The sequence below is a fragment of the Pseudoxanthomonas sp. F11 genome, from assembly GCF_037046485.1.
GTDB lineage: Bacteria > Pseudomonadota > Gammaproteobacteria > Xanthomonadales > Xanthomonadaceae > Pseudoxanthomonas_A.
Genome location: NZ_JBANLZ010000003.1, coordinates 151,644 through 177,669, shown reverse-complemented (window position 1 = coordinate 177,669; position 26,026 = coordinate 151,644). Strand labels below are relative to the sequence as shown.

Below are 26,026 nucleotides of genomic sequence, written 5' to 3'. Positions count from 1 at the left end.
CCTCGCGGGGACAGCCGATTATTGTCCGGCCCGGCAGGTCAGGAAAATGTCGTGGTCCGGCTGGTACAGCGAGGTCCGCACGTCGGTCAGGCCCAGTAGCGTATGGAACAGGTCGTCGTGGCTGCGGGGCACGGCGGCCACCCGCCGCAGGCAGGCCGCGTCCAGCCGGGCGGAAGCGCGCCAGCCGTCCGAGAACCAGGCCACCATCGGCACCTCCAGCTGCTCGCGGGGTGCGATCGAGTAGGGCATACCGTGCAGGTACAGGCCCTTTTCGCCCAGGGACTCGCCGTGGTCCGACACGTACAGCAGCGCCGTGTCGTAGTCGGGGAGTGTGGCCAGCGTATCGATGGCCGTCGCCAGGACGTGGTCCGTGTAGCCCAGGGCGTTGTCGTAGGCGTTGACGATCTGCTCACGGCTGCAGCGCCCGAGGTCCGAGGACTCGCAGACCGGGGTGAACCGCCGGAACGCCGGCGGATAGCGTTCGAAGTAGGTCGGGCCATGGTTTCCCAGCATGTGCAGCACGATCACCTGGTCGCCCGCGTGGCGGCGGGCGGCCTCGGCCAATCCCTCCAGCAGGATGGCGTCGTAGCAACGTACGCCGTTGCACAGCGCCGCGTCCTGGCGGGCGTGCATGTCCTCCACCTGCAGTCCCGAGCACACCCCCTTGCAGCCGGACTGGTTGTCGCGCCACAGCGTGGCCACGCCCGCGCGCTGCAGGACGTGCAGCACCGATTGGTGCCCGCGGATGGCTTTCTCGTCGTATTTCGCGCGCCCGTACGGCGAGAACATGCACGGCAGCGAGACCTCCGTGCTGCTGCCGCAGGCGGTGACGCGGGGGAAGTTCAGCACGTCACGTCGCGCCAGCTCCGGGGTGGTCTGCCGCGCATAGCCGTTGAGGCCCCAGTTCGCGGCGCGGGCGGTTTCGCCCACCACCAGCACCAGCAGGCGCGGCCGGCGCATGGTGGCCGCCGGCGACTGCACGGCATCCTCGCCGATCGGTCGTTGCACCCGCGCACGGCCCGGGGGTTCCTCGCTGACCACCTTCGCCAGCGATACCAGCACGTTGGCGGGCGTCACCAGGTAACGCACTTCGCGCTGGTTGCGCAGGAACGCGGTCAGGGGCTGGGTCACCGGCAGCACGCCCAGTACGGCGGTGCCGACCATGCCGGCTAGCAGGGCGACGCGCAGGGCAAGCGTGCGCTTCCACGTACGTTCGCGCAGCCGCACGCGCCAGATCACCGCCAGTGCGGGCAGCGTGGCGAGAAGCGGGAGCAGTGCGTCGACGCCGGCCAGTTCGCTGGCTTCGCGCCAGTCGGTGTGCAGCACGTTGCGCACCATGTCGGCGTCGATGTAGATGCCGTAGGCCGCCATGTAGTGGCCGGCCAGCGCGGACGTCGCCACCAGCAGCGACAACACCACGCGGGCGGTGCGTCGCCATACCAGCAGTGTCAGCCACACGCCGTTCGCCGCGGTGACCAGCAGGAACAGCGACAGCGTCCATTGCCATTGCGCTAGCGGCTGCGGCGCGGCCGCCCGCCAGAACACGCCATTGGCGAACAGGCTGAAGTACAGGCATGCGCCGACGATCAGCGTCTCGGTGCCGATCCACGGACGCGCCAGGAGCAGGGCACGCATGCGCTGCCACACGCGGACGAACGGCGAGTCGTGCAGGGTGGCGGTGCTCATGCGCGCGACTCCGTCGGCACGGATCCGCTGCGGCCGAAGCAGGCCTCGACCGCGCATGCCACGCCCCAGCAGACCGCCAGGCTGGCAATGTCATGCGACAGGAAGTGCGCGCCGCGCAACTGTTGCGCCAGCCCGAACACCGCGCCGGCCAGCAGGCCGATGCCCAGGCCCGCATAGCGCCAGCGCGGCGCCACACGCAGGAAGAAGAAATACAGCGCCACCCACGCGAAGCCGCCGGCGGCATGCGCCGCGGGAAAGCACGCGGCCGGCCCCAGTGTGGCGGGGCGTGTTTCGAACAGGTCGATGAAGGGCCGCTGCCCGCCCAGTCCGGCCAGATCCCACGGGCAGTCCATGTGGGTCAGCGTCTTCAGCGCGGCCACGCAGGCGATGGACGCGAACACGGCCAGCAGCAGGCGCGCCGCCGGCCGCGTCCACACGGCGGTGGGCGAGCGCCAGCGCCACAGGGTGGCCACCAGCACGCCGGTCCAGGCGACCTGGCTCAACAGGCGTCCACCCCGATGCAGCACGCCCTCCAGCAGCACGCTCCGCTTCAGCGCCCACGTACCGCCCTCCCATTGGAACAGCCAACCCGCCCAGTGCAGGTCGATCTGCCGCGCGGCCCACCATGCGAGCAGCAGGAGCGGCAGTGAGGCGAACAACAGGCGCGACGTTCCATCGCGCGGGAAGGACAGGGCGTACGAAGGGGAAGCCGACATGCAGTACGGGCGCGGAAAGAAGGTCCGCGCATGCTGGTGGTCGCGATGTCGTAACGCGGTCGGACAGCCGTCGGAAGTCCGTTAAAACGCGCGCGAATGATTCTCGCGCGCGTGTGCCGTTGCTGCGGATTCAGTCTTCGCTGACGTCGGCCGACCAGTCGGCCGGCACATCGCAGCCTTCTCGCCATGCGTCGCCCGGCGCAAGGATCCATGCGCGGCGGTTGGAAGCGCCGATGTCGACGACCTTCGCCGGATCGAGGCAGGGCCCGATGGCCTCCTTGCGCAGGAACAGCCAGCGACGCTCCGGCGCCTCCAGCAACCAGGCATGCGCGTGCTGCCACTGGTCCACCCACGGCTGCTTGAAGCCGAAGTCGGTGACGGGGCGGTCCGCCTGCAGCAGGTGCTGTTCGCGCCAGCCCAGCATGGCCAGCTCCGCGTCCGGCCCGATCCGCTGTCCCACGCGCTGCATCAGCGCCTGGGCGGAGCTGTCGGGGCTCAGCGCCGGCATGAAGCCCATGCCGTAGGCCGTCCACAGGGCGGCGGTGACGGTCACCAGGGCCACCCCCACGCGGTGGCGGGAGGCACGCGCAATGGCGAACATCGCCACCGTGGCGACCATCGCGAAACCCACCAGCCACCGGCCCAGCTGGACGACGGTGTCCATGTCCATGCCGCGGCCCTCGACCAGCGACTGCAGACGTTCAGGCGGCGCCGCCAGCAGCCACGCGCCCAATGCGCCGGCCACCACCACCAGCACCGCCATGTAAGCCCACAGCGTCGCGCGCACTGCGCGTCGGCGCAGCAGCCCGGGCAACAACGGCGCCGCGACCACCGCCAGCGCCGGCAGCATCGGGAAGATGTAGACCTCGCGCTTGCCGGGGCTGGCGCTGAAGAACACCAGCACCAGCAGCGCCCAGCCCAGCAGCAGCGCATGGCGTGCGTCCACGCGCTTCACCCGCCGCCACCAGGCGGGCAGCAACCAGGGCGCCAGCAGCACCCCCGGCAACCAGAGCGTCAGCATCGTCTGCAGGTAGTACCAGGCCGGCTTCACGTGGTGCCAGGCGTTGGCATAGCGGGTGCCGGTCTGCTTGAACAGCATCTCGCGGGCGTAGGCGTGCAGGGCGGGATCGGTGGAGGTCAGTGCGACCGACAGCATCGGCACCAGCCACACGCCCGCGCCCGCGACGAAGCCCGCCACGCCGGCCAGCGCATGCAGGCCGCGATGCGGGGGCAGTGCCTGCCGCGACTTCAGCCGCACCCACAGCCAGGGGATGAAAACCAGCAGCGGCAGGAAGCCCACGCCCTTGGTCACCGTGCCCAGGCCTGCGGCGAACGTGCCGAGGGCGAGCAGCCAGGGGCTGGGTTTCTCCAGCAGGTAGCGCAGCAGCGCCCACAGCGACAGCGTGGTCATGCCCACCAGCACCATGTCGATCTGGGCGCGCTTGGCCTGCAGCGCGAACTGCAGGCAGACGAACAGGCCGAACACCGCGTACGGCACGGCATGGCGCCCCCACAGGCGCCGCGCCAGGTCGCCGCTCAGCCACAGGGTGAGCAGGGCCGCCAGCAGCGACGGCAGCAGGAAGGCGACCTGCCAGTCGCGGACCAGCAGGTAGCTGGCGGCCTGCAGCCACATGAAGACGGGCGGCTTCTCGGCATACAGCTCGATGCCCCGGTGCGGGAACAGCCACTGCCCGGTCTCCACCATGGTGCGTGCCGCCAGCACGAAGCGGGGTTCGTCGGCCGGCATCGGCTCGCGCATGCCCAGCCCGGCCAGCAGCGCCCAGGCCATCAGCAGGAGCAGCAGCGGGGTCTGCCAGCGGGGGGCGTTGCGGAGGTGCATCGGGGTCATCGGCGTTCGCGGTGGCCTGCAGCGGAACGCATCATGGTGGATCATGGCGCGTAAGAGAACCGTCGGAACTCCGACGGCGCTTCGACATCCGGCCTGCGAGACTGCCGGTCCCCTGTGCGTAGCTGGGTATCCGCCGATGCGGCTGCTGGTCATCGAAGACAACCGGAGTCTGGTGGCGAACCTCTTCGACTATTTCGAGGCGCGCGGACACACCCTGGATGCCGCCCCGGATGGCCTCACCGGCCTCCACCTGGCCAGCACCCAGGTCTACGACGCGATCGTGCTGGACTGGATGCTGCCGCGGCTGGAGGGGCCCGAGGTCCTGCGCCGCCTGCGCGAAGACCACGGCTCGGACGTGCCGGTGATCATGCTGACCGCGCGCGACGAGCTGCCCGACAAGATCGCCGGCTTTCGTGCCGGCGCGGACGACTACCTGACCAAGCCTTTCGCGCTGCCGGAACTGGAAGTGCGGCTGGAGGCACTGATGGCGCGTGTGCACGGGCGCCAGCGCCGCAAGGTGCTGGAGGTGCACGACCTGAAGCTCGACCTCGCCACGCTGGAAGCCACGCGCGCCGGCCAGCCGCTGCATCTGTACCCGGCGTGCCGCAAGCTGCTGGAAACGCTGATGCAGGCCAGCCCGGCCGCGGTCACCCGCCAGCAGCTGGAACATGCGCTATGGGGCGACCATCCGCCCGACGGCGACATGCTGCGCTCGCATATCTACGAACTGCGCCGCAGCGTGGACGGCCCGTTCCCGGTGAAGCTGATCCAGACGCTGCCGCGGACCGGCTACCGGCTGGCCGTGCCGCACGCGTCGGGGGACGCGTGAGGGTCCGGCGCAGCCTGCGCGCGCACATCCTGATGTGGCTGGGCGGCTATGCCCTGCTGCTGACGGCGGCGGTGATGCTGCATGGCTTCCTGGTCAACGAGATCGCCGAGCGCCTGGTCTGGGATTCGCTGCTGAAGACCGAACTCGAGCACCACCTGCAGCGCCACGCCGACGATCCGCGCTACCGCTGGAGCGACACCGACGATCTGCAGCTGTACGCCTCCACCGATGCGCGCCCGTTGCCGCGCGAGGTGATCGGCCTGCCGGAAGGCATCCATGACGAACTGGTCATGGGCGACCGCGAGGTACTGGTGCTGGTGCGCACCGTCGAGGGCGTGAAGTACACCCTGGTGCTCGACATCACCGAACTCGAATCGCAGGAAGACACGTTGACGCTCATCGTGCTCGGACTGGCCATCACCCTGGTGGTGGTGATGGGCGCGCTGGTGGCCTGGGGCCTGCGTCGTTCGCTGCGTCCCCTGACGGGTCTCGCAGCGGACATCGGCACGCTGTCGCCGGACAGGACCGGGCAGCGCATCACGGTGCCGGAGAAAGCGACCACCGAGCTGGTGGTGATCGCCGGCGCACTGAACGACTACCTGCGTCGGCATGAAGCGTTCGTCGAGCGCGAGCGCATCTTCATCGACACCACCAGCCATGAGCTGCGCACGCCGGTGGCCATCATCGCCGGCGCCAGCGAACTGGCGCTGGAGCAGCCGGACCTGCCGGCGCCGGCGCGCCAGCAGGTCCAGCGCATCCACCGCACCGCACGCGACGTCGAGCGCCTGATCGCACTGTTGCTGACGCTGGCGAAGGATCCCGCGCGCCTGTCGCGCAGCAGCGACGTGGTGATGCTGCACGAACTGCTGCCCGACATCATCGACGACCACCGCCACCTGCTGGCGGGGAAGGATCTGCAGGTGATCGTCGACGACCTGCAGCCCTGCAGCGTGTCCGCTCCGCTCCACATCGTCCAGGCCGCGATCGGCAACCTGCTGCGCAACGCGATCGAGAACAGCGACCGCGGACAGATCCACGTGCGGCTGGATGCCGACGCCACGGTCACTCTGCAGGACCCCGGCCACGGCATGACGCCGGAGGACATCAGTCGGCTGTACGCACAGATGGCCCGCGGTGGCGGCCGCGAGGGCGGCGGCATCGGCCTGGACCTGCTGGCGCGCCTGTGCGAACACCTGGGCTGGACCCTGTCCATCCAGTCTGCGCCGGGGCGCGGCACGATCAGCCGGTTGCGTCTGTCGCGTTGACGCGGACGTTCGTCCGGATGGCGCTAGCATGGTCCGTCGCCACCGAGTCGAGCGCATCGCCATGAAGCTGCCGCTGTCGTGTCCTGCCTTCATCCTGCTGGCGGCCTGCGCGCCGGCGCCGCCTCCACCGCCCGCCGTGCCGGCTGCGCCGCCGAAGGCGCCATCGGCTGCTTCGCCCACTGCGCCCGCGCGGGTACCACCCTCCTTCGATTGCGCCAAGGCGGGCAGCAGCGCCGAGAAACTGGTTTGCGCCGATGCCGAGCTGGCAGCGCTGGATCGGCGGCTGGCCGAGCGTTACGCCCGAGCCACGGACGTCGACCCGGCCGTGCAGCGCGGGTGGGTGAAGGGGCGTGACGCGTGCTGGAAGGCGGAGGACCTGCGCCTGTGCGTGCTGGAGGCGTACCGGACCCGTCTGGTGGAACTGGCGATCGGCGAGCCCGGGCGGGTCGTTCCCAAGACCGTGGAATACCGCTGCAGCGACAACCGCAAGCCGTTCACCATGGTGTATTACAACGATATCGATCCGCAGGCGGCGGTGATGACCTGGGGCAACGACCAGGCGATCGTGTTCCTCCAGCCTGCCGCCAGCGGCGCGAAGTACGGCCGGGTCGGCATCGAGTACTGGGAGCACCAGGGCGAAGCCAGCGTCGACTTCTTCGGCAACAAGCTGAGTTGCAGGCCCGCGCCGTAAGGGCGCGCCGTTCTAGCGCACGCGGCGATAACGGACTTCGTTGTGGCGGTCGCCCACTTGGGTGGTCACCAGGCCATTGCGCGTCTGGTCGATGTCGAACACGGTGTTGCCCACGTTGAGGCGCCCCTCGTTGATCCAGCCGTCGACGGTCTGGTCGCGCGTGCGCGCCGTGGCGCGGCCATCGGCATCGATGGTCAGGGTGATGTCGCGGTCGTAGACCGCGTTGTAGCCCTCGAACGTGCCGACCATCCAGGAGGGCACGTACGAGGTATGGCGCGCACCCTGGTAGCGGTCGTCGTCGTAGCGGTCTTCGTGCTTGTTCGCGTTGTGTGCGATGGCGCCCAGGATGGCGGCCCCGATCAGCACGCCCGCGGCGACCTTGGCGTCGTGGTCGTCGTGGTGTCCCGACGAACCGGTATGCACGCGGAACGTCGCACGGCAGCCGTCGTCCACCCAGATCTCGCGGCGGCTGTAGTCCCAGGTGCGGCCCTGCGTGCAGGACGCGCCGGACAGTTGCCGGTCGAGCGTGACATAGCCGGCGGTCTCGATCGGACAACGCTGGTAGCGGTCGTTGCGGCTCTCGCAGGTGACGTAGTCGTCGGCGCGGGCGTCGACACTCCACAGGCCGGTACCAACGAGACAGGCGGACAGCAGAATGCGCATGCGTTCCATGACGGGTCCTTCGCAAGGTAGCGGGGTGCGGCCCTCGGCCACGTCGCCACCATACCTTCGGCGCGCGTCGAAGGTGAGCCGAAATCGCGACCGTCCGTCAGCTGTCCGCCCGTCGTCGCTCCCGGACGGCGGCCACCCGCGCGGCCTGCAGCGCCTCACCGATCTGCACCCCCGTCATGCCCTCCCGCACCACATCGCGCGCGCTGACCTGCAGCGCGGCGCGGTGCAGGTCGACCAGGGCGCGCCCCTGGGGATAGTCGGCCTCCTCCTGGCCGCCGCGACCGCGCTGGTCGGCCTCGCAGACCGTGGCCAGCCAGGGAATGCGTTCCGGCCGGCGGAACGCATCGCAGCGTGCGAGCAGTTCCACCACGGTGGCATCGCGCAGCTCGAACAGGCGGTGCACGTTGAGGTGCTCCCGGCAGGCCATCACCGCCAGCTCGCGATGATCGACCGGGACCTTCAGCCGCTCGCACAGCGCGATCACCGGCTTTACGCCGGCATGCTCGTGGCCGATGTGTTTCGGCAGCACGTCGACCGGCGTCAAGGCCTTGCCCAAGTCGTGCACCAGTGCGGCGAAGCCGATCCGCGCGTCGCCCGGCGCGAGCCGCGCCGCCATGTCGCAGACCATTTCCTGGTGGATGCCGGTGTCGATTTCCGGGTGGTACTCCGCGCGCTGGGGTATGCCGTACAGCGCATCCACTTCGGGCAGCACCACGGCCAGCGCACCGCAATCGCGCAACGTGCGCACGAAGGCCGAGGGTTGCGCCGAGCCCAGTGCGCGCCGCAGTTCCTGCCAGACGCGTTCGGGCACCAGCGCATCCAGTTCGCCGCTGTCGACCATCGCACGCATCAGCGCCACCGTCTCCGGCGCGAGGGTGAAGCCCAGCGGGGCGAACCGCGCCATGAAGCGCGCGGCCCGCAACACCCGCAGGGGATCCTCGACGAAGGCCGGGCCCACATGACGGAGCACGCGAGCCTGGATGTCGCGCGCACCGCCGTACGGATCGACGAGCGTACCGTCGTCGGCCTGCGCGATCGCATTGATCGTGAAGTCGCGCCGCTGCAGATCCTCTTCCAGCGTCACCGAAGGATCGGCATCGACGACGAAGCCGCGATAGCCGCGTCCGCTCTTGCGCTCGGTCCGCGCCAGCGCGTACTCCTCGCCGGTATCGGGATGCAGGAACACCGGGAAGTCGCGACCCACGGCCTTGAAGCCTCGCGCTTCCATCCCGGCCTGTGTGGCGCCGACCACCACCCAGTCGCGATCGCCGGGCGGCAGGCCCAGCAACCGGTCGCGTACCGCGCCACCGACGAGATAAGTCTTCATGCCGCCATGATAGCGGCGCAGGTCATGCTCAGCTCTTCGGCATCTGCGCGGTGGGGCAAGTGAACGCTTTGCGCTTGGCCTGCACGCGCCCCATCATCCGGTCGCTCACCGGCAATGCATTGCCGTTGAGGCGCCAGTCGTAGATCACGCTGAAGGCCAGCACACGCGCCACGTACTCGCGCGTTTCCTTGTAGCTGATCGTCTCGATCCAGAGGTCGGGATCGAAACCGGGGCGCTGCGACTGCCAGCGTGCCGTCGGTGCGGGCCCGGCGTTGTAGGCGGCGATGGCGACATAGGGCACGCCATACTTGTCCTCCATCTCGCGCAGGTAGGCCGTGCCGATGGCGATGTTGGTGTCCGCGTCGTACAGGCTGGACGCGCCGGCATAGGGAATGCCCAGCCGCTTGGCCACGCCCGCGCCCGTGCCGGGCAGCACCTGCATCAGGCCCATCGCGTTCGCGCCCGAGCGGGCCTTCGGATTGAAGATGCTCTCGGCGCGGATTTCGGCGGCGACCCAGGCCGGATCGATGGCGTGCCGGGCCGCCTCGCGGCGGATGGTGTCGCCGTGGTGCAGCGGGAAGCGCAGTTCGTACAGCCGCTGCTCCTCGGGCTGCCTGCCCAGCGAGAACACGGCGCGGTCGAACCAGCCGTTGTCGCGCGCCACCTCCACCGCGATCCGCCGCTGGGTATCGTTGAAGCGCGACAGCGCTTCGTTCCATTCCGCCGTGGCCCAGCCCGGGCGCTCCAGCTGCCACAGTTCCATCGCGCGCACGATGGCCGGATCGCGCGCCACCGCCTGCCGGGCTTCGGGCGGATCGCGGGGGATCCAGGCGCACAGCGCGTAGTCCTGTCCCAGCCGGTCGGCGGCGAGGAAGCCGTGGAAGGTAGGGCTGGTGGCGGCCTCGCGGAACAGGCGCTGCGCACCGGCGCGGTCGCCGGTCTTCTCGCTCATGCGCGCCTCGAAGTAGCGCCAGCGCGAGTCCGTACGCTGCGACGGCGGCATCTTCCGCAGCGCCGCGAGCGTCGCCGGCCAGTCGCCGCGCGCCATCGCCTCGCGCACGCGCCATTCGTGCAGGCGCTCGTCGTAGGCCGATTCGGGCACGTTGCCGAGCCGGCGTGCGGAATCCGGTCCGTACGAGGCGACGGTCCACAGGGCGATCTGGTACAGCACCTGGCCCCGCTCGGTGTCGCCCATGCCCAATGCATCCGCGTACTGCGGCAGCAGGCGTTCGGCGGTGTCCGGATCGGATTGCGCCAGCTTCGCCAGTCCATGGGCGGCCATGCGGCGGCTGCGGTCGGTCTTGGGCCAGTTCAGCGCGCGCGGATGGACGGCATCGATGAAGGCGGCGTAATCGTTGGCGAGCGCCGCTTCATCGGTCGGCAGGCCGCGTGCGGCGCTGCGCATGACACCGGTCTGGCGCTCGGCGGCCGCGGCTTCGATGCGCTCCCACCGCAGCGCCGCTGGAAGGCCGCCCTGGGTGGCGAGCAGGTTGAACACCGGGTCGCAGCCGTCGGGCAGCGACTTGGCACCCTTGCGCCAGATCGCCTGCGCCTGTTCCGTCCATGCGGCATCGAGGCGTCCGGTGGCCTGGCGCGCCTGCAGGTGGGCGCACTGCAGAGCCACGCTGTCGGTGGGCTGCCAAGCGGCGAGGAAGGTCGGCCATTCCTGGCGCCGGGCGAGCGCCGCCAGCCACAGGGTGCGGAATTGGGCGGCCACCACCTGGCCGTCGTGGCGGCGCAGGAAGTCCCTCGCCTGCGCGCTCGTCACGACGTCAGGGTCGTGGCGCAGCGCCGCGAACTCCAGCCAGCCGGACAGGGGATGGCGCGCCAGTGCGGCCGCGCTGGCGGGTTCAAGGCGACCCGCTTCGGCATTGGCGAGCGCGGTGCGGAATGCGGGACGCTGGGCCTCCAGCGATTGCGCGTGAGCGCGTACGGACAGGCACAGGGCGGTGGCGGCAGCGAGTACGATGAGGGGAATACGGACCATGCCGGGACTATACCCATGCCGGCTGAACGTCCCTGTAGATGGACACGACGTCGAGGTGAGGCTTGGAAGGTGTGTGGATGTTCCCCGTGCTCGGCGTGGTGGCCGGCATCCTGGCAGGCCTGCTCGGCATCGGCGGAGGCCTGGTGCTGGTGGCGGCACTGGCGTGGATACTGCCCCTGCACGGCATTCCGAAGGAGGCCGCGATGCATGCGGCGCTGGCCAGTTCGCTGGCCAGCATCATCCTGACCGCATCCTCGTCGGCGTACGCGCACCATCGCCGCGGCAGTGTGCTGTGGCCGACGGTGGCGTGGATGGTGCCGGGCCTGCTGCTGGGCGGCTGGCTGGGCAGCGGCCTGGCGGTCCAGCTGGACGACCGGGTGCTGCGCTGGATCGTCGCCGGCTACTGCTTCATCGCAGGGGCGCAGATGGTGTTCGGTGGCCGCGCGCATCCGGAAGGACGTGGCGTACCTGCGCCTCGTGGCGTGGGCATCAGTGCGGCCGGCTCGGTCATCGGCGCGGTATCGGCCGTGGTCGGCATAGGCGGCGGCAGCATGACCGTGCCGCTGCTGGTGTGGCGCGGCGTGCAGCCGGTGCGTGCCGTGGGCACCTCCAGCGCGTGCGGTGTGACCATCGGCCTGGCCAGCGCGGCGGGCTATGCGCTGCATGCGCCCGCCGGCGCATTGCCGGCGCATGCCGTGGGCTACATCTACCTGCCCGCCGCCATCGGGGTGGCCATTGCCTCCGTGCTGGCCGCGCCCTACGGCACGCGCCTGGCCCACCGCATCGGCGGGAGGGCGCTGAAACAGGTGTTCGCCGCGTTCATGGTGATGATGGGCATCGCCATCCTGGCCAGCGGCTGACAGCATTATCTACATGCATTTACGTGTTAATGCTTGTGACGCCCGCGTGTAGAAACTCTCGGTATATGCATTTACTCCAAGATAATCTCCGTTACCATTTTTGAAAGGGTGACTTGTTTCCGTTGTGGCGGTTTTACGGATTCTTTACAACGAAGGCGCACGACGTCCGGCATCGGCCGGGCGGCCCGTCCCTCCGGAGAGAGCATCCATGAAAGCACGCCGCAAAAAACTGGTTTCGGCCATCCAGCTTGCCGTACTCCTCGCCATTCCTGCCGTGGCCGTGGCGCAGGAAGCCACCACCCTCGATACGGTCACGGTGACCGGTAGCCGCATCAAGCAGACCAATGCGGTGACCGCGCAGCCGGTATTCGTGCTGGACCGCGAGAAGATCGCCCAGACCGGCGTGCAGAGCGTCGGCGAAATCCTCCAGCAGCTCACCGCCGGCGGCAAGGCGCTGAATGCGAAGTTCAATTCCTCGGGCAACTTCGGTTATCCCTCCGATGGTGGCGGCATCGGCGCCGGCTCCGCGCAGGTCGACCTGCGCCACCTGGGCTCGCAGCGCGTGCTGGTGCTGGTGGACGGCATCCGCTGGGTTAACGAATCGTCCGCCTCGGGCGTCAGCGGCAGCGCCGACCTCAACACCATCCCGCTGGCCATCGTGGACCGCATCGAAGTGCTGGAAGACGGCGCGTCGGCCATCTACGGCTCGGACGCCATCGCCGGCGTGGTGAACATCATCACCCGCAAGAAGTTCGATGGCGTCGAGGTCCACACCTATTACGGCGAATACAGCCGTGGCGGCGAAACCACCGAGGCCTCGCTGACGCTGGGCGGTGGCGGCGACCGCTTCAACGGCGTGTTCTCGGCCAGCTACTACGAGCAGAAACGCATCAGCGCGGGCGACTGGGAGCAGTCCGCATGGCCGGAACCCGGTGCGGGTCTGGCCGCCGGCAGCTCGGCGATCCCGCAGGGCCGCTTCACGTTCTGCGATCCGGCGCGACCGGTCGGCAGCTATGGGTCCTGCACGCCCAGCGAGGAGTTCTTCTACGATCTGGCCCTGGACGATGGCACCACCACGCCGGTCTGGAATCCGGCCGATCCCTCGGCGGGCACGTACCACGACTTCACTGGGGCCGACCGCTTCAACTTCGCGCCGTACAACCTGCTGCTGACGCCGAGCAAGCGCAAGTCGATGTTCGGTTCGGTCAATTTCGACCTGACCGACAACGTGCGCCTGCACGCGAAGATGCTCTACAACAACCGCCAGTCCGCGAACCAGGCCGCACCCGAGCCGATCTTCGTCGGCCCGTACGCCGGCACCGGCGGCATCGCCGACACCATCTCGATCTCGGCGGCGAATCCTTACAACCCGTTCGGCATCGACCTGATCCCCGGGCAGAACTTCGGCTGGATCACCAAGCGCCCGGTGGAAGTCGGCCCACGCATCTTCAACCAGGATGTGGACACCACCTACTTCAACATCGGCCTGGATGGGCTGTTCAACCTCGGCGAGCGCAGCTTCAGCTGGGATGCGAACTACGTGCATGCCGAGAACAAGGCCGAGCAGGTGTTCCTCAACGGCTACAACATGGCCAACATCGCGCTGGCGCTGGGCGATCCGACGGTCTGCGCGGCGGTGCCCGGCTGCGTGCCGCTGGACCTGTTCGGCGGGCAGGGCCGGCCGATGACGCAGGCGATGATCGACTGGATCCGCACGCGCCAGATCGACAGCAGCAAGCAGGTGCTGGACATCGCGTCGGCCAATCTGACCGGCGATCTGTTCGGCATCGGCGACCGCATGGCGCAGTTCGCGGCCGGCGTGGAGCACCGCCGCTACAAGGGCGAGTTCAACCCGGATCCGCTGCGCCAGACGGGCGAGTCGCAGGACTCCTTCGCCGCGCCGGTGTCGGCCGACTATGACGTCAGCGAGGTCTACACCGAGTTCAACTTCCCCGTGCTCGCCTCGTTGGACCTGAGTGCCGCCGTGCGCTTCTCCGATTACTCCACCTTCGGCAGCGAGACCACGGGCAAGCTGGGCTTCCGCTTCCAGCCGATCGAGGATCTGGTCTTCCGCGGCACCTACTCGCAGGGCTTCCGCGCGCCCAACCTGGGCGAGCTGTACGGCCTGACCCAGTTCGGCGCCACGCTGGTCGACCCCTGCGGTCCGACCGGTTCGCCGGTGGTGGACACCACCAACGGCGTTTCGGCGGGGCTGGAGGCGGCGTGCGTGGCGCAGGGCGTGCCGAACAACTTCGAGCAGGCGAACACGCAGATCACCACCTTCACCGGCGGCAACCCGGATCTTTCGCCCGAGAAATCCGACAGCTATACGGTGGGCGTGGTGTACAGCCCGGGTTGGGCGGAGGGGCTGTCGTGGTCGGACAAGCTGGACTTCGAACTGAGCTACTACCACCACAAGATCGATGATGCGATCGCCCCGCGCGACATCCAGGCGCTGCTCAATGCCTGCCTCGCGGCCGGCGGCCAGGATCCGGCGCTGTGCTCGCCGTTCACCCGCGGCAGCAGCGGCAACCTCAACCCGCCGGAGAACTTCCTGGACAATCTGGCCACCATCGAGACCGATGGCGTGGACGTGAAGGTCAACTGGGCCAGTCCGGACTGGGGCTGGGGTGTGTTGACCGCGGCGCTGCAGGCCACGACCGTCTTCAATTACGAGGCGGTGGACATCGACGGCAACCGCTCGCAGCGGCAGGTGGGCTGGGAAGTCTCCGACAGCGCCATCCCGCGTTGGCAGGGCAACCTGCAGCTGGGCTGGAAGCGCGGCAATTTCGATGCCACCTGGAACATCCGCTACATCAGCGCGGTGAAGGAAGACTGCGGCAACGCGGTCATCTCCGCCGTACCGGGCTGCCTCAACGACGAGGGCGTCAACACGCTGGGGTCCACCACCTACAACGACGTGCAGTTCGGCTGGAAGGACGCCTTCGCGCTGACCGGCCTGAAGCTGTCGCTGGGCGCCAACAACGTGTTCGGCAAGGAGCCGCCGGTGTGCGTGACCTGCTCGCTCAACGGCTACGACGCCGGTACGTACGACCTGCCGGGTGCGTTCTGGTATGTGAGCGCGGATTACCGGTTCTGAGGATCGCCCGTGGTTGCCGTACAGGAGAGCCGCCTATGGGCGGCTCTCCTGCTTTCGGACGGAGCCCGGGCGCATGACGTCTTCCGGGGCGCGACGGTTTCAGCGCAGCGCGCTGCCAGGGACGTCGATGTCCATCGCCAGGGCCAGGTGGTCGGAATTGGCGGCGGGCATGGCGCGCGCGTTGTCGGCGCGCAGGCCTTCGCTGACCAGGATGTGGTCGATGGCGCGTTGCGGGCGCCAGCTTGGGAACGTGGGCACGCAGAACGCCGGTGGGCGCAGCCGGGTGCGCTTGTAGAGCAGGTCCATCTCCGGCGTATCCGGTACGCAGTTGAAGTCGCCCATCAGCACGGCGTGGGGATGGTCCGCCAGCAGTTCGCCGATGAAGGCCAACTGCGAACGCCGCGAATTCGCGCCCAGCGAGAGATGCGCGACCGCCACCGTCAGGCCCTCCGCGCCCTCGCCGAAGCGCGCCATCAGCACGCCGCGGCCGCTGATGCGGCCGGGCAGGCTGTGGTCGGTGACCTCGACCGGTTCCAGCCGGCTGAGCAGGCCGTTGGCGCTGCCCGCGACCCGCGCGACATTGCGGTTGGGCTGGTGCGTCCAGTAGTCGAAGCCGGCGCGCTCGGCCAGATAGTGGGTCTGGTTGGTGAAGCCCGAGCGCAGGCTGCCGGGGTCGGCTTCCTGCAGGCCGACGATGTCGTGCTGGCCGGCCAGCTGCGCGATGGCGTCCAGGCTGCCGCGCTTGTTGCCCGCCGGCAGCGCGTGCGACCAGCTGCGGGTCACGTAGTCACTGTAGCGGCGGGTGCTGGAGCCGGCCTGGATGTTGGCGCTGAGCACGCGCAGGCGGCGCGCGGCGGCAGGAGCGGATCCGGTCATGGAAGTGGGGGCTTCCGCGCCTCAGCGCTTGGCGCGCTCCATCGCGATCAGGTGGTCGGTGATGCGCAGCACGTCGTCCCAGCTGCTGCCGCCGGTGACCCGGTACTTGCCGTTGACGATGAGGGTGGGCGTGCCCGTCACCCCGGAGCGCTGCGCGAACTGCATGCCGCGGCCCATCTTGGCGTTGGTCGCGAAGCTGTTCATCAGGGCGACGAACTCCTGCGGGTCGGCGCCATAGCCGGCGTAGAACTTGGCCAGCTGCGCCGGATCCGCCGGCGGCTTGCCTTCGCCAGGCAGCGTGCGCTGCAGGTGGATGGCGTTGAACACGGCGTCGTGGGTCTTGTCGACCAGGCCCTTGGCCTCGGCGGCATAGAAGGCCTTGGCGTAGGGTTCCCAGGCCTTGCCGAACGCCACTGGCACGTAGCTCACGCGCACGTCGGCCGGCAGGCGGGCCTTCCATGCGGCCATGCGCGGGGCGAACGCGCCGCAGGCCGGGCACACGTAGCCGAACACTTCGACCACTTCCACCTGGCCGTTGAGCGGGGCATAGGGCTGGCCACCGGCGATTTCCTCGTAATCGCGGCCGGCGACCGGCGCCGGACCTTCCGGCGGCAGGACCGGATTGGTGTTGGCGGCCGTTGCCGTATCCGGCGCGGTGTCGGTGGAGGGCGTGGCGGCATCGCCCGGTGCGGCCGGGGCGTCGGCCGGCGGCGGCGCGGCGGTATCGGCCGGGGCCGTGGCGGCCGGCGCATCGCCCGTCGGCGTGGTGTCGGTGGACGGCTTCGGTCCGCAGGCGGCCAGCACCGGCAGCAGCAGGGACAGCATCAAGGCGTGGCGGAATTTCATCGCGCGTACTCCAACGGGTCGAAAGAAGAGGGGCGCCGGCCGGGCCGGGGATGGGACATTCTGCATGGCGTCCGCGAAGGCCGCCATGACGGGATCGTCACTTGCGGGCGCGCTCGCGGGCCACCAGCCGCTCGGCGATCTTCAGCATGTCGTCGTAGGTACGCCCACCGATGACGCGGTACTTGCCGTTGACGATGATCGTGGGCGTACCTTCCACGCCGGCGGCGGCCACCCAGTCGCGGGCCCGGGCCAGCTGCGCATCGACCTGCGGTCCGCGCAGGGCCGCCATGAACCTGGCGCGGTCCACGCCCTGGCTGGCGTAGAAGCCGGCGATCTCCTCGGGCGAGGCGTTCTGGATGGGCAGGGCGCCGGTCTTGTGCAGGGCGTCGAACACGGCCTGGTGCGTACGCGGTTGCACGCCCAGCTGCTGCGCGGCGAAGAAGGCGCGGGCATAGGGAATCCAGTACCCGCCGAAGGCGGCGGGCACCGGCGTCAACTGGACGTCGCGGGGCAGGGTCTTCTTCCACGCGGCGAGGGTGGGTTCGAAGTGCGCGCAGTGGATGCAGGTGTAGCCGAACACCTCGGCCACTTCGATCTTGCCCTTGGCCGGTGCGAACGGCGTGCCTTCCGGAATTAGTTCGTAATCCTGCCCTTCCACCAGCGGCGCGAGCGCCGGCGCCGCGGCCAGCGCAGTGGCCGGCAGCAGGGCCAGCAGGGTGATCAGCACGGGCAGCAGGCGCGAGGCCATCGGCATTCTCCATTGCAGGAAAAAGAAACGCCGGCCATGGTGGGGCCGGCGCAATGAACAGGAGCTTGCACTTCCGACCGCGCGGGGCGGGGGAAGTTCGCGGGGGTTACTTGCCGCCGGCCTTCGCCGCGGCCAGGTCGTCGGCGCGCGCGTGCAGGCCCTGCAGGTAGCTGGCGAGCGCCTGGATTTCCTGCTCGGTCAGCGGCGCGGCCACCTGGGCCATGATGTTGAAGTGCGCCGGGTCCTTCAGCGTGGTGGTGCCGGCCTTGTATTCGGTCAGGCGACGGACCGTGTAGTCCTGCATCTGGCCGCCGATATGCGGGTAGGCCGGGCCTGGGTTGCCGGCGCCGGTCGGGCCGTGGCAGGCCATGCAGGCCGGCACGCCGCGCTTGGCGTCGCCGTTGCGGTACAGCTGCTGGCCGACTTCATAGAATTTCATGCCCTGGTACGGGCCGTCCGCCACGAGGCTGTCGTCGGCCAGGCCGGCACCGGATTTCTGGGTGGCGAAGTAGGCGCCCACGTCGCGCATGTCCTGCGCGTTGAGGGTCTGGGCGAACGGCGCCATCACCGCCGCCATGCCGGTGTTGCGCTCGCCGGAGGCGAACAGCGCCAGCTGCTGGGCGATGTAGCGCTCGCTCTGGCCCGCCAGGCGCGGGTACTGCGGATCGCTGGGGTTGCCGTCGGCGCCGTGGCAGGCCGCGCAGGCGGCCGCCTTGGTCTGTCCGGCCTTGGCGTCGCCCCAGGTGGTCTTGGCCAGGTTGATGTCGAGCGGCGCGGTCTCGACCGGCGCATTGTCCGGCACCGGGACCACGGTGGTCTGTGCAAAAGCGACTGCGCCCACGGCCAACACGGCCAGTCCGGCAAGTCCCATAACGCGAGCGTGGCGCATGCTAAAGCTCCGAAACCCTTGACTGATGCGGCGCCCGAGGCCACCGCGAAACCCGCGAATTATCGTCGCGGCCGGCCGTTGCGGTCAATTCAGCCGCGCATCCGGCCCGCCGCGTGCGATCCTAGCGGCATGTCGAACCCGCTCAATCCCGCCCAGTACCTGCTTTCGGCGCACACCACCCGGCAGCTGCCGGCCGATGGCGGCATGGAGGTGGCCTTCGCCGGCCGATCCAATGCCGGCAAGTCCAGCGCCCTCAATGCGCTGACCCACCGCAACGGTCTGGCCCGGGTGTCCAAGACGCCCGGCCGCACCCAGCAGCTGGTGTTCTTCCAGGTCCAGCCCGACCGCTATCTGGTGGACCTGCCCGGCTACGGCTACGCCAAGGTGCCCCAGGAGCTGCAGGCGCACTGGCAGGCCTTCATCGACCAGTATTTCCGCACGCGCGAGGCGCTCCGGGGCCTGGTGGTGGTGATGGACATCCGCCATCCGCTGAAGGACTACGACCGCCAGATGCTGGGCTACGCCGTGCAGCGCGGCCTGCCCGCCCATGCCCTGCTGACCAAGGCCGACAAGCTGGGGCGCGGCCAGCAGGGGCAGGCGCTGCAGGCGGTGAAGAAGGAGCTGTTCTCCTCCTTCGGCGACACCGTCGGCGTGCAGACCTTTTCGGCCGAGTCCAAGCAGGGCGTGGAAGAGGCCCGTGCCGTCGTGGCCGGGTGGCTGGGCCTGTAGGCGCTAGATCGAGACGTGGAACAGGCGGCCCACCAGCGCAGCCGCCCCCATCGCCATCGCCCCCCAGAACCCGACCCGCCACGCGCCGCGCAGGACCGGCGCGCCGCCCACGCGCGCCGCCAGGCCGCCGGACAACAGCAAGCCGATGAAGGTGGCGCCGGTGGTGACCATGGCCACCTTCCCGGCCGGCGCCAGCACGGTGGTGGCGATCGGCAGCAGCGCGCCGACGGTAAAGGCGGCGGCGGACGCCAGCGCCGCCTGCACCGGGCGCGCACGCAGTTCCTCGGTGATGCCCAGCTCGTCCCGCATGTGCGCGGTCAGGGCATCGCGTGCGGTGAGTTGTTCGGCCACCTGGCGCGCCAGTGCGGGCTCCAGTCCGCGGCCGACGTAGATCTGGGTCAACTCGGCCAGTTCGCTATCCGGCATGTCGCGCAGCTCGCTCTTCTCCAGAGCGAGGGCGGCGGCTTCGGCGTCGGCCTGTGACTGCACCGAGACATATTCGCCGGCCGCCATCGACATGGCGCCGGCGACCAGGCCGGCGACGCCGGTCAGCAGGATGGTGGACGGCGTCGCCCCGCTGGCGGCCACGCCCACCACCAGGCCGGCCACCGAGACGATGCCGTCGTTGGCGCCCAGCACGGAGGCGCGCAGCCATCCGACGCGGTCGGTGCGGTGCAGTTCGCGGTGACGCGTGGCTGGAGTACGTGGATGGCGTGGCATGCGGACAGCGTACGCCGGTCCGCCCCCGCGCGTCGACCGGACGTCATCGTCTCCATGGATGGGATACTGCGGCGTTTCCGTGGCAACGATCGCGTGCGGGCGGTCACGTTATAGTGCCGGCCTTGCGATGGGGCCCGCATGCCCGGCGTCGCGTCTTCTGCTTGCGAGTCCTGCCCTTGTCCAGTCCCAGCCACGTCGCCGACACGCCCATCACCGACCGCGCCCAGCTGGTGGACTACATCGCCTCCGGCGAGAAGGCGCGTGCCGACTGGCGCATCGGCACCGAGCACGAGAAGTTCGGTTTCCGCCTGGACGACCTGCGCCCGCCGACCTTCGACGGCGACCGCGGCATCGAGGCGCTGCTGAAGGGGCTGACCCGCTTCGGCTGGGACGCCATTGAAGAGAAGGGGCGCGTGATCGCCCTCTCGAAGGACGGCGCCTCGGTCACCCTGGAGCCGGCCGGGCAGCTGGAACTGTCGGGCGCCGCAGTGGAAACGATCCACCAGACCTGTGTGGAAGTCGGTACGCATCTGAAGGAAGTGAAGCAGGTCGCCGACGAACTGCAGCTCGGTTTCCTCGGCATGGGCTTCCAGCCCAAATGGCGTCGCGATGAGATGCCGTGGATGCCCAAGGGCCGCTACCAGATCATGAAGGCGTACATGCCCAAGGTCGGTCAGCTGGGCCTGGACATGATGACGCGCACCTGCACCGTGCAGGTCAACCTGGACTACGCCAGCGAAGCGGACATGGCGAAGAAGTTCCGCGTGTCGCTGGCGTTGCAGCCGGTGGCGACCGCGCTGTTCGCCGACTCGCCCTTCACCGAGGGCAGGCCGAACGGCTACCAGAGCTACCGCTCGCACATCTGGACCGACACTGACGGCGACCGCACCGGCATGCTCGACTTCGTGTTCGAGGACGGCTTCGGCTACGAGCGCTACGTCGATTACCTGCTCGACGTGCCCATGTATTTCTCCTACCGCGACGGCATCTACCACGATGCCAGCGGCAAGTCGTTCCGCAAGTTCCTGCGGGGCGAGCTGGACGTGCTGCCGGGCGCGCTGCCCACGCTGCGCGACTGGTCCGACCACATGACCACCGCCTTCCCGGAAGTGCGGATGAAGAAGTTCCTGGAAATGCGGGGCGCCGACAGCGGCCCCTGGAACCGCATCTGCGCCCTGCCCGCGTTCTGGGTGGGCCTGCTGTACGACGATGCCGCGCTCGATGCGGCCTGGGACCTGGTCAAGGACTTCTCGCTGGCCGAGCGCCACGCCCTGCGCGACGGCGTGCCGAAGCACGCATTGAAGCTGCCGTTCCGCGGCGGCACCGTCCGCGACCTCGCCCGCGAGGCGGTGAAGATCGCCATCGGCGGGTTGCAGCGCCGCGCACGCCTCAACAGCAAGGGCGTGGACGAAGCCGGCTTCCTCGATGCGCTGGTGGAGATCGTCGAGGCGAACCAGACCCCGGCCGAGCGCAAGCTGGCCCTGTTCAACGGACCCTGGAAGGGCGACATCGACCGCGTCTTCCGCGAATTCGCGTACTGACCGCACTCCGGTTAGGCTGGGCCTTTCCATGCAGGGGAAGGCCGATGCGGGCGGCAATGTGGTGGAAGGCAGGTGTCGTGCTGGTGTGCATGGCGTTGGTGCCGCTCGCGCAGGCGCAGCGCGTGGCGATGGTGGGCGGCACGCTGGTCGACGGCACGCTCAGCGACCCGATCCGCGACAGCGTCATCCTGATCGAAGGCGAGCGCATCGTCGCGGTAGGCACGGTGAAGACGCTGCCCGTGCCGGCGGACGCGACGGTCATCTCCACCGAGGGCATGACGGTGCTGCCTGGCCTGTGGGACATGCACGTGCACCTGATGATCAATGGGCACGCCGACTACGACCACTGGGACAAGACCTACCCCTCGCAGTTCCGCGACGTGATCATGCCGGCCTCGGCCAGGCAACTGCTGCTGGCCGGCGTGACCGGTGCGCGCGACCTGGGCGGTCCGCTGGAGGACAGCATCGCCGTGCGCGATGCGATCAACAGCGGCCGCATCCCCGGCCCGACCCTGTTCGTGTCGGGGCCCTTCATCCAGAAGAAGCCCTATCCCGGCACCGAGCAGTTCCGCTGGGGCGTGGATTCGCCCGCCGACGCGCGCGCGAAGATCAAACGCATCGCGCAGGCCGGCGTGGACGTGGTGAAGCTGATCGACCAGGACGGCATGAGCGACGCCGAACTGGCGGCCATCGTCGACGAAGCCCACAAGCACGGCCTTCCCGTCGTTGCGCACGCGCACCGGCCGGAAGAGATCCGCCGCGGCCTGAAGGCCGGCGTGGATTGCTTCGAACACACCGGGCTCGCGGCCTCGCCCGAGTATCCGCCGGACGTGATCGCCGCGTTGCGCGAGCGTACCGGCAACATGGCCGCCGGGCCGCTGTTCTGGACGCCGACCATCGAGGGGCTCTACAACTTCCCGTACACGGTGAAGAACCATGAATTCATCGACGGCACGGACTGGCACGTCGGTCTGACCCCGGCGATCATCGAGGACATCCGCGCCTCGCTGGAGCATCCGGAGCGCATCAGCTACTTCCAGCAGACCCCGCAGCGCTGGCCGACCCTGCAGCGCAAGTTCCAGCAGCTGCGCGAGAGCGGCGCCCTGCTGCTGATCGGCACCGATTCCGGCATCCCGATGAAGTTCCACAGCGGCAGCACCTGGAACGAGCTCGACGTGTGGGTCAACAAGCTCGGCGTACCGGCGATCGACGCCATCCGCGCCGCCACCTACTGGCCGGCCGTGGCGATGAAGGCCGACAGGGACTACGGCACCGTCACCGAGGGCAAGTACGCCGATATCATCGCGGTGAAGGGCGACGTGCTGAAGCAGGTGGCGCTGCTGCAGCGGGTCGACATCGTGGTCAAGCACGGCCAGCGGGTGAAGTGAACGCGCGGCGCGTGGGCCGGCGCGCTCAAAGTGCCTTGTGCATGCAGATGGCCGACGCCGGACACAGCGCGCGGAACTCGGCGCTTTCCTGCAGGGCGGACGGTGCTTCGCTGCGTGGGATCACGGCATAACCGGCCTTGGCGAAGAAGGCTTCGGCCGTCTGCGTCAGCAACACCAGCTCACGAAGCCCGCTACTGCGTGCCGCGGCTTCCACCGCCTCGACCAGCCTCTGCGCACGTCCGCTGCCTCGGTGTGCGGGCGCGACTACCAGCGAGCGCAGCAGGCCGGCATCGACGTGCCGTTCCAAACCGATCGCCGCCACGATGCCGCCTGCCGTCTCATCCACCCAGAAGGCGATCTGCGACGTTCCCAGATCCGTCGTGGGCAATGCCGCACCGGCAAGCAGGGCGGTGATGGCGGGCATGTCTTCTGCGCGGGCGGAGCGAATGGCGTTCATGCGATGTGGACCTGTATCTCGTAGGGGGAGCGATGATGGGGAGCCCGATGGCCATGGCATGGCCCGGCGTTACGTGGCCGGCATATCGGATGCGCCGCGGGGCAATGCCAAGGACACGAGGGCTGCGAGGATGATCAGCGCGGCGGAAATCATCAAGCAGGCCTCCAGCCCCCATCGCTGGAAAACCCACCCCGACAGCAGGGTGCCCAGCAGGCGGCCCATGGCGTTGGCCATGTAGTAGAAGCCGACATCGAGCGACACGCCGTCCTCATCGGCGTAGCTGACGATCAGATAGCTGTGCAGGGCGGAATTGAGCGCGAAGAACACGCCGAAGATCGTGAGCCCTGCCACGAGCACTCCCGCCGCCTGTGCGCCTTGTGCGAGCAGTGCGGCCATGGCCGCTGGGACGGCCGCCAGGACGAACGCCCAGCGGGCGGCGGATCGGCCGTCCGGAATCCTGCGCGCCATGCGCCCGGTGATGGACGGCGCGAACGACTGCACCAGCCCGTAGCCGATGATCCACGCCGCCAGGAATCCGCCCACCTGCCAGAAATCCCAGCCCAGTGTGGAGGCCAGGAACACCGGCAATGCGACGACGAACCAGACGTCGCGCGCGCCGAACAGGAACATGCGCGCGGCTGAAAGCAGGTTGATGGAGCGGCTCTTCGAGAAGATGTCGCGGAATTTCGGCTTGGCCTTGGCCTTGCCCAGGTCGCGCTTGAGCAGCAACAGGCTCAGCAGCCACACCAGCAGCAGTGCGCCGGCCATGATCGCCACCGCGGCGGCGAAGCCCACGGTGGTCAGCAGCGCGCCGCCCAGGAAGAAGCCGACGCCCTTCAGCGCGTTCTTCGAGCCCGTGAGCGCAGCGACCCAGCGGTAGAGCAGGCCCTGCCTGTCGCCCGGCACCAGCAGTTTGATGCTGCTCTTGGCGCTCATCTTGTTGAGGTCCTTGGCGATGCCGGACAGGGCCTGCGCGCCCATGACCCACGGGACCGTCAGCCAGGCCGCGGGCACCAGCAGCATCGACAAGGCCACGACCTGGATCGCCAGCCCGATGTTCATGGTCCGGTTGAGGCCGATCCTCGCGCCCAGCCATCCACCCACCAGGTTGGTGATCACACCGAAGACTTCGTAGAACAGGAACAACATCGCGATCTGCAGCGGGCTGTAGCCCAGCTGGTGGAAGTGCAGCACCACCAGCATGCGCAGCGCACCGTCGGTCAGGGTGAAGGCCCAGTAGTTGCCGGTGATCAGCAGGTACTGGCGGACATCGGCCGACAGGCGCGCGAGCATGCCGTCAGTCCGCCTTGCCGACCAGCTGCACGAGTTCGGCCGTACGGTTCACGTAGCCCCACTCGTTGTCGTACCAGGCGTACAGCTTCACCTGAGTGCCATTGATCACCAGGGTGGACAGCGCGTCGACGATGCTGGATCGCGGATCGGTCCGGTAATCGATCGACACCAGTGGTCGCGTTTCGTAGCCCAGAATGCCGGCCAGCACGCCGTCGGCGGCGGTCTTCAGCAGCGCGTTCACTTCCTCCACCGTGGTGGCACGCTCCACTTCGAACACGCAGTCGGTCAGCGAGGCATTGGTCAGCGGCACACGCACGGCATGGCCGTTCAGTCGCCCCTTCAACTCGGGGAAGATTTCGGCGATGGCGGTCGCCGAGCCCGTGGAGGTCGGGATCAGGCTGCTGCCGCACGCACGCGCACGGCGCAGGTCCTTGTGCGGTGCATCCACGATCACCTGCGTGTTGGTCAGGCTGTGGATCGTCGTCAGGCTGCCGTGGCGGATGCCGATGCCTTCGTGGATCACCTTCACCACCGGCGCGAAGCAGTTGGTCGTGCACGAGGCGGCGGACACGATGCGATGCTGGGCGGGATCGAAGCGGTGATCGTTCACGCCCACCACCACGTCCAGCACGCCGGGCGACTTGACCGGCGCGGTCACCACCACGCGCTTCACGCCCTGGTCCAGGTAGGGCTGCAGCACGTCGGGTTTGCGGAACTTGCCCGAGGATTCGATCACCACGTCGCAGCCCGACCAGTCGGTCGCCGCGATGTCCTTGTTGCGCGTCACCGGAATGCGTGTGCCGTCGATCACCAGCGCCTCGCCGTCGGCAGTGATCCCGCGGTCCCAGCGGCCGTGGATCGAATCGAACTCCAGCAGATGCGCCAGCGTGGCGGCGTCGCCGGCGGGGTCGTTGATCTGCACGAACTGCAGTTCGGGATTGTCCCAGGCCGCACGCAGGGTGAGGCGGCCCATGCGGCCGAAGCCGTTGATGCCAACGCGAATGCTCATGGAAGGTTCTTTGATGGAAAAGGAATGACGGGTGGATGTTGCGTTCAGGACGAGGCGCCGATCTCGCGCACCCGCGTCTCCAGCGCCAGGCGATCCAGCGCCTCGGGCTTGAGCGCCAACAGCAACGTGATGCGGTGCTGCAGCAGGTGCAGCGCATGGGCGAAGGCCTGGCGTACCTGCTCCGGTGAGCCGGCGACGGCGGCGGGATCTTCGACCCCCCAATGCGCGGTGACGGGATGGCCAGGCCAGACGGGGCATGCTTCGCCCGCGGCCTTGTCGCAGACCGTGATGATCAGGTCCATCGCTGGCGCGTCGGCGGTCGCGAACTCATCCCACGGTTTGCTGCGTAGTGTCGCGGTCGGCAGGCCGGCGTCCTGCAGGATCTGCAGCGCGATCGGATGCACGCGTCCGCGCGGATGGCTGCCTGCGCTGTAGGCATGGAAGCGGCCCTTGCCCAGGTGGTTGGCCATGGCCTCGGCCAGGATGCTGCGGGCGGAATTGCCGGTGCACAGGAACAGCAGGTTGTAGGGGCGGTCCATGGGCGAGTC

At 69.0% G+C, this 26,026-nt stretch carries 23 protein-coding genes; 8 read left to right on the top strand and 15 right to left on the bottom strand.

The window, feature by feature from the left end:
* Window positions 1-18 precede the first annotated feature (18 nt).
* From V8246_RS11345 to V8246_RS11335, 3 genes are all read right to left on the bottom strand, one after another.
* Window positions 19-1,686, bottom strand: a complete 1,668-nt coding sequence (locus tag V8246_RS11345; RefSeq protein ID WP_336189239.1) for a phosphoethanolamine--lipid A transferase — start codon at window positions 1,684-1,686, stop codon at window positions 19-21.
* Entirely contained in the window at window positions 1,683-2,402 is a 720-nt protein-coding gene (locus tag V8246_RS11340) for a phosphatase PAP2 family protein (protein ID WP_336189238.1), read from the bottom strand. The genes V8246_RS11345 and V8246_RS11340 overlap by 4 nt, the downstream gene beginning before the upstream one ends.
* Before the next feature lie 130 nt (window positions 2,403-2,532).
* Complete coding sequence (locus tag V8246_RS11335) at window positions 2,533-4,251, bottom strand: glycosyltransferase family 39 protein (protein ID WP_336189237.1); 1,719 nt, start codon at window positions 4,249-4,251, stop codon at window positions 2,533-2,535.
* A 136-nt stretch (window positions 4,252-4,387) separates the two neighbouring features.
* Between V8246_RS11335 and V8246_RS11330 the strand changes: the two genes are divergently transcribed.
* From V8246_RS11330 to V8246_RS11320, 3 genes are read left to right on the top strand one after another with little or no spacing between them, the layout of a single operon-like run.
* Window positions 4,388-5,080 (top strand): response regulator transcription factor, encoded by a 693-nt coding sequence (locus tag V8246_RS11330; RefSeq protein ID WP_185894832.1) that lies wholly within the window; start codon window positions 4,388-4,390, stop codon window positions 5,078-5,080.
* Between the two features lie 32 nt (window positions 5,081-5,112).
* On the top strand, window positions 5,113-6,345 hold the full coding sequence (locus V8246_RS11325; protein WP_336189509.1) for a HAMP domain-containing sensor histidine kinase: 1,233 nt from the start codon (window positions 5,113-5,115) through the stop codon (window positions 6,343-6,345).
* A 28-nt stretch (window positions 6,346-6,373) separates the two neighbouring features.
* Window positions 6,374-7,036 (top strand): MliC family protein, encoded by a 663-nt coding sequence (locus V8246_RS11320; protein WP_336189236.1) that lies wholly within the window; start codon window positions 6,374-6,376, stop codon window positions 7,034-7,036.
* Between the two features lie 12 nt (window positions 7,037-7,048).
* Here the strand turns inward: V8246_RS11320 and V8246_RS11315 are convergent, their stop codons facing one another.
* The 3 genes from V8246_RS11315 to V8246_RS11305 all read right to left on the bottom strand — a co-directional run bounded on the left by V8246_RS11315 (window position 7,049) and on the right by V8246_RS11305 (window position 11,022).
* Complete coding sequence (locus V8246_RS11315) at window positions 7,049-7,708, bottom strand: DUF3011 domain-containing protein (RefSeq protein WP_336189235.1); 660 nt, start codon at window positions 7,706-7,708, stop codon at window positions 7,049-7,051.
* 97 nt (window positions 7,709-7,805) lie between these two features.
* Complete coding sequence (locus V8246_RS11310) at window positions 7,806-9,035, bottom strand: multifunctional CCA addition/repair protein (RefSeq protein WP_336189234.1); 1,230 nt, start codon at window positions 9,033-9,035, stop codon at window positions 7,806-7,808.
* 28 nt (window positions 9,036-9,063) lie between these two features.
* Complete coding sequence (locus V8246_RS11305) at window positions 9,064-11,022, bottom strand: transglycosylase SLT domain-containing protein (RefSeq protein ID WP_336189233.1); 1,959 nt, start codon at window positions 11,020-11,022, stop codon at window positions 9,064-9,066.
* Between the two features lie 77 nt (window positions 11,023-11,099).
* Between V8246_RS11305 and V8246_RS11300 the strand changes: the two genes are divergently transcribed.
* Complete coding sequence (locus tag V8246_RS11300) at window positions 11,100-11,882, top strand: sulfite exporter TauE/SafE family protein (RefSeq protein ID WP_336189232.1); 783 nt, start codon at window positions 11,100-11,102, stop codon at window positions 11,880-11,882.
* Between the two features lie 208 nt (window positions 11,883-12,090).
* Window positions 12,091-14,982: a TonB-dependent receptor gene (locus V8246_RS11295; protein ID WP_336189231.1), complete on the top strand. Its 2,892-nt coding sequence runs from the start codon at window positions 12,091-12,093 to the stop codon at window positions 14,980-14,982.
* A gap of 99 nt (window positions 14,983-15,081) precedes the next feature.
* On the opposite strand, the gene V8246_RS11290 is transcribed toward V8246_RS11295, so the two are convergent.
* The 4 genes from V8246_RS11290 to V8246_RS11275 all read right to left on the bottom strand — a co-directional run bounded on the left by V8246_RS11290 (window position 15,082) and on the right by V8246_RS11275 (window position 18,341).
* A complete protein-coding gene (locus V8246_RS11290; protein ID WP_336189230.1) occupies window positions 15,082-15,858 on the bottom strand; it encodes an endonuclease/exonuclease/phosphatase family protein in 777 nt (258 codons plus the stop codon).
* 21 nt (window positions 15,859-15,879) lie between these two features.
* Window positions 15,880-16,704, bottom strand: a complete 825-nt coding sequence (locus V8246_RS11285) for a thiol:disulfide interchange protein DsbA/DsbL (protein ID WP_336189228.1) — start codon at window positions 16,702-16,704, stop codon at window positions 15,880-15,882.
* 97 nt (window positions 16,705-16,801) lie between these two features.
* Window positions 16,802-17,458 (bottom strand): thiol:disulfide interchange protein DsbA/DsbL, encoded by a 657-nt coding sequence (locus V8246_RS11280; protein ID WP_336189227.1) that lies wholly within the window; start codon window positions 17,456-17,458, stop codon window positions 16,802-16,804.
* A 100-nt stretch (window positions 17,459-17,558) separates the two neighbouring features.
* Window positions 17,559-18,341, bottom strand: a complete 783-nt coding sequence (locus V8246_RS11275; protein ID WP_336189226.1) for a c-type cytochrome — start codon at window positions 18,339-18,341, stop codon at window positions 17,559-17,561.
* A gap of 129 nt (window positions 18,342-18,470) precedes the next feature.
* Here V8246_RS11275 and yihA point away from each other — a divergent pair, with 129 nt between their 5' ends.
* Window positions 18,471-19,070 carry a ribosome biogenesis GTP-binding protein YihA/YsxC gene (gene yihA, locus V8246_RS11270; protein ID WP_245089814.1) on the top strand — a complete coding sequence of 200 codons (600 nt, stop codon included), beginning with the start codon at window positions 18,471-18,473 and terminating at the stop codon, window positions 19,068-19,070.
* Between the two features lie 3 nt (window positions 19,071-19,073).
* Here yihA and V8246_RS11265 read toward each other — a convergent pair whose 3' ends face one another.
* A complete protein-coding gene (locus V8246_RS11265; protein ID WP_336189225.1) occupies window positions 19,074-19,790 on the bottom strand; it encodes a VIT family protein in 717 nt (238 codons plus the stop codon).
* Between the two features lie 176 nt (window positions 19,791-19,966).
* Between V8246_RS11265 and V8246_RS11260 the strand changes: the two genes are divergently transcribed.
* Both V8246_RS11260 and V8246_RS11255 read left to right on the top strand, forming a co-directional pair.
* Entirely contained in the window at window positions 19,967-21,331 is a 1,365-nt protein-coding gene (locus V8246_RS11260; protein ID WP_336189224.1) for a glutamate--cysteine ligase, read from the top strand.
* A 56-nt stretch (window positions 21,332-21,387) separates the two neighbouring features.
* Window positions 21,388-22,719 carry an amidohydrolase family protein gene (locus V8246_RS11255; RefSeq protein WP_336189223.1) on the top strand — a complete coding sequence of 444 codons (1,332 nt, stop codon included), beginning with the start codon at window positions 21,388-21,390 and terminating at the stop codon, window positions 22,717-22,719.
* A gap of 25 nt (window positions 22,720-22,744) precedes the next feature.
* Here the strand turns inward: V8246_RS11255 and arsN2 are convergent, their stop codons facing one another.
* From arsN2 to V8246_RS11235, 4 genes are all read right to left on the bottom strand, one after another.
* Window positions 22,745-23,176, bottom strand: a complete 432-nt coding sequence (gene arsN2 / locus V8246_RS11250; protein WP_336189222.1) for an arsenic resistance N-acetyltransferase ArsN2 — start codon at window positions 23,174-23,176, stop codon at window positions 22,745-22,747.
* A 69-nt stretch (window positions 23,177-23,245) separates the two neighbouring features.
* On the bottom strand, window positions 23,246-24,469 hold the full coding sequence (arsJ, locus tag V8246_RS11245; protein WP_336189221.1) for an organoarsenical effux MFS transporter ArsJ: 1,224 nt from the start codon (window positions 24,467-24,469) through the stop codon (window positions 23,246-23,248).
* A gap of 4 nt (window positions 24,470-24,473) precedes the next feature.
* Window positions 24,474-25,478, bottom strand: a complete 1,005-nt coding sequence (locus V8246_RS11240; RefSeq protein ID WP_336189220.1) for an ArsJ-associated glyceraldehyde-3-phosphate dehydrogenase — start codon at window positions 25,476-25,478, stop codon at window positions 24,474-24,476.
* A 44-nt stretch (window positions 25,479-25,522) separates the two neighbouring features.
* Window positions 25,523-26,017: an arsenate reductase ArsC gene (locus V8246_RS11235; RefSeq protein WP_336189219.1), complete on the bottom strand. Its 495-nt coding sequence runs from the start codon at window positions 26,015-26,017 to the stop codon at window positions 25,523-25,525.
* Window positions 26,018-26,026: the final 9 nt, after the last annotated feature.

What these genes read in the sequence shown, in the direction of transcription:
- V8246_RS11310 (WP_336189234.1), bottom strand. Translation starts at nt 9,035, where the DNA reads ATGAAGACTTATCTCGTCGGTGGCGCGGTACGCGACCGGTTGCTGGGC.
- V8246_RS11280 (WP_336189227.1), bottom strand. Translation starts at nt 17,458, where the DNA reads ATGCCGATGGCCTCGCGCCTGCTGCCCGTGCTGATCACCCTGCTGGCC.
- V8246_RS11330 (WP_185894832.1), top strand. Translation starts at nt 4,388, where the DNA reads ATGCGGCTGCTGGTCATCGAAGACAACCGGAGTCTGGTGGCGAACCTC.
- arsN2 (WP_336189222.1), bottom strand. Translation starts at nt 23,176, where the DNA reads ATGAACGCCATTCGCTCCGCCCGCGCAGAAGACATGCCCGCCATCACC.
- V8246_RS11325 (WP_336189509.1), top strand. Translation starts at nt 5,113, where the DNA reads ATGTGGCTGGGCGGCTATGCCCTGCTGCTGACGGCGGCGGTGATGCTG.
- arsJ (WP_336189221.1), bottom strand. Translation starts at nt 24,469, where the DNA reads ATGCTCGCGCGCCTGTCGGCCGATGTCCGCCAGTACCTGCTGATCACC.
- yihA (WP_245089814.1), top strand. Translation starts at nt 18,471, where the DNA reads ATGTCGAACCCGCTCAATCCCGCCCAGTACCTGCTTTCGGCGCACACC.
- V8246_RS11235 (WP_336189219.1), bottom strand. Translation starts at nt 26,017, where the DNA reads ATGGACCGCCCCTACAACCTGCTGTTCCTGTGCACCGGCAATTCCGCC.
- V8246_RS11255 (WP_336189223.1), top strand. Translation starts at nt 21,388, where the DNA reads ATGTGGTGGAAGGCAGGTGTCGTGCTGGTGTGCATGGCGTTGGTGCCG.
- V8246_RS11335 (WP_336189237.1), bottom strand. Translation starts at nt 4,251, where the DNA reads ATGACCCCGATGCACCTCCGCAACGCCCCCCGCTGGCAGACCCCGCTG.
- V8246_RS11295 (WP_336189231.1), top strand. Translation starts at nt 12,091, where the DNA reads ATGAAAGCACGCCGCAAAAAACTGGTTTCGGCCATCCAGCTTGCCGTA.
- V8246_RS11305 (WP_336189233.1), bottom strand. Translation starts at nt 11,022, where the DNA reads ATGGTCCGTATTCCCCTCATCGTACTCGCTGCCGCCACCGCCCTGTGC.
- V8246_RS11300 (WP_336189232.1), top strand. Translation starts at nt 11,100, where the DNA reads ATGTTCCCCGTGCTCGGCGTGGTGGCCGGCATCCTGGCAGGCCTGCTC.
- V8246_RS11340 (WP_336189238.1), bottom strand. Translation starts at nt 2,402, where the DNA reads ATGTCGGCTTCCCCTTCGTACGCCCTGTCCTTCCCGCGCGATGGAACG.
- V8246_RS11345 (WP_336189239.1), bottom strand. Translation starts at nt 1,686, where the DNA reads ATGAGCACCGCCACCCTGCACGACTCGCCGTTCGTCCGCGTGTGGCAG.
- V8246_RS11290 (WP_336189230.1), bottom strand. Translation starts at nt 15,858, where the DNA reads ATGACCGGATCCGCTCCTGCCGCCGCGCGCCGCCTGCGCGTGCTCAGC.
- V8246_RS11275 (WP_336189226.1), bottom strand. Translation starts at nt 18,341, where the DNA reads ATGCGCCACGCTCGCGTTATGGGACTTGCCGGACTGGCCGTGTTGGCC.
- V8246_RS11315 (WP_336189235.1), bottom strand. Translation starts at nt 7,708, where the DNA reads ATGGAACGCATGCGCATTCTGCTGTCCGCCTGTCTCGTTGGTACCGGC.
- V8246_RS11320 (WP_336189236.1), top strand. Translation starts at nt 6,374, where the DNA reads ATGGTCCGTCGCCACCGAGTCGAGCGCATCGCCATGAAGCTGCCGCTG.
- V8246_RS11285 (WP_336189228.1), bottom strand. Translation starts at nt 16,704, where the DNA reads ATGAAATTCCGCCACGCCTTGATGCTGTCCCTGCTGCTGCCGGTGCTG.
- V8246_RS11265 (WP_336189225.1), bottom strand. Translation starts at nt 19,790, where the DNA reads ATGCCACGCCATCCACGTACTCCAGCCACGCGTCACCGCGAACTGCAC.
- V8246_RS11240 (WP_336189220.1), bottom strand. Translation starts at nt 25,478, where the DNA reads ATGAGCATTCGCGTTGGCATCAACGGCTTCGGCCGCATGGGCCGCCTC.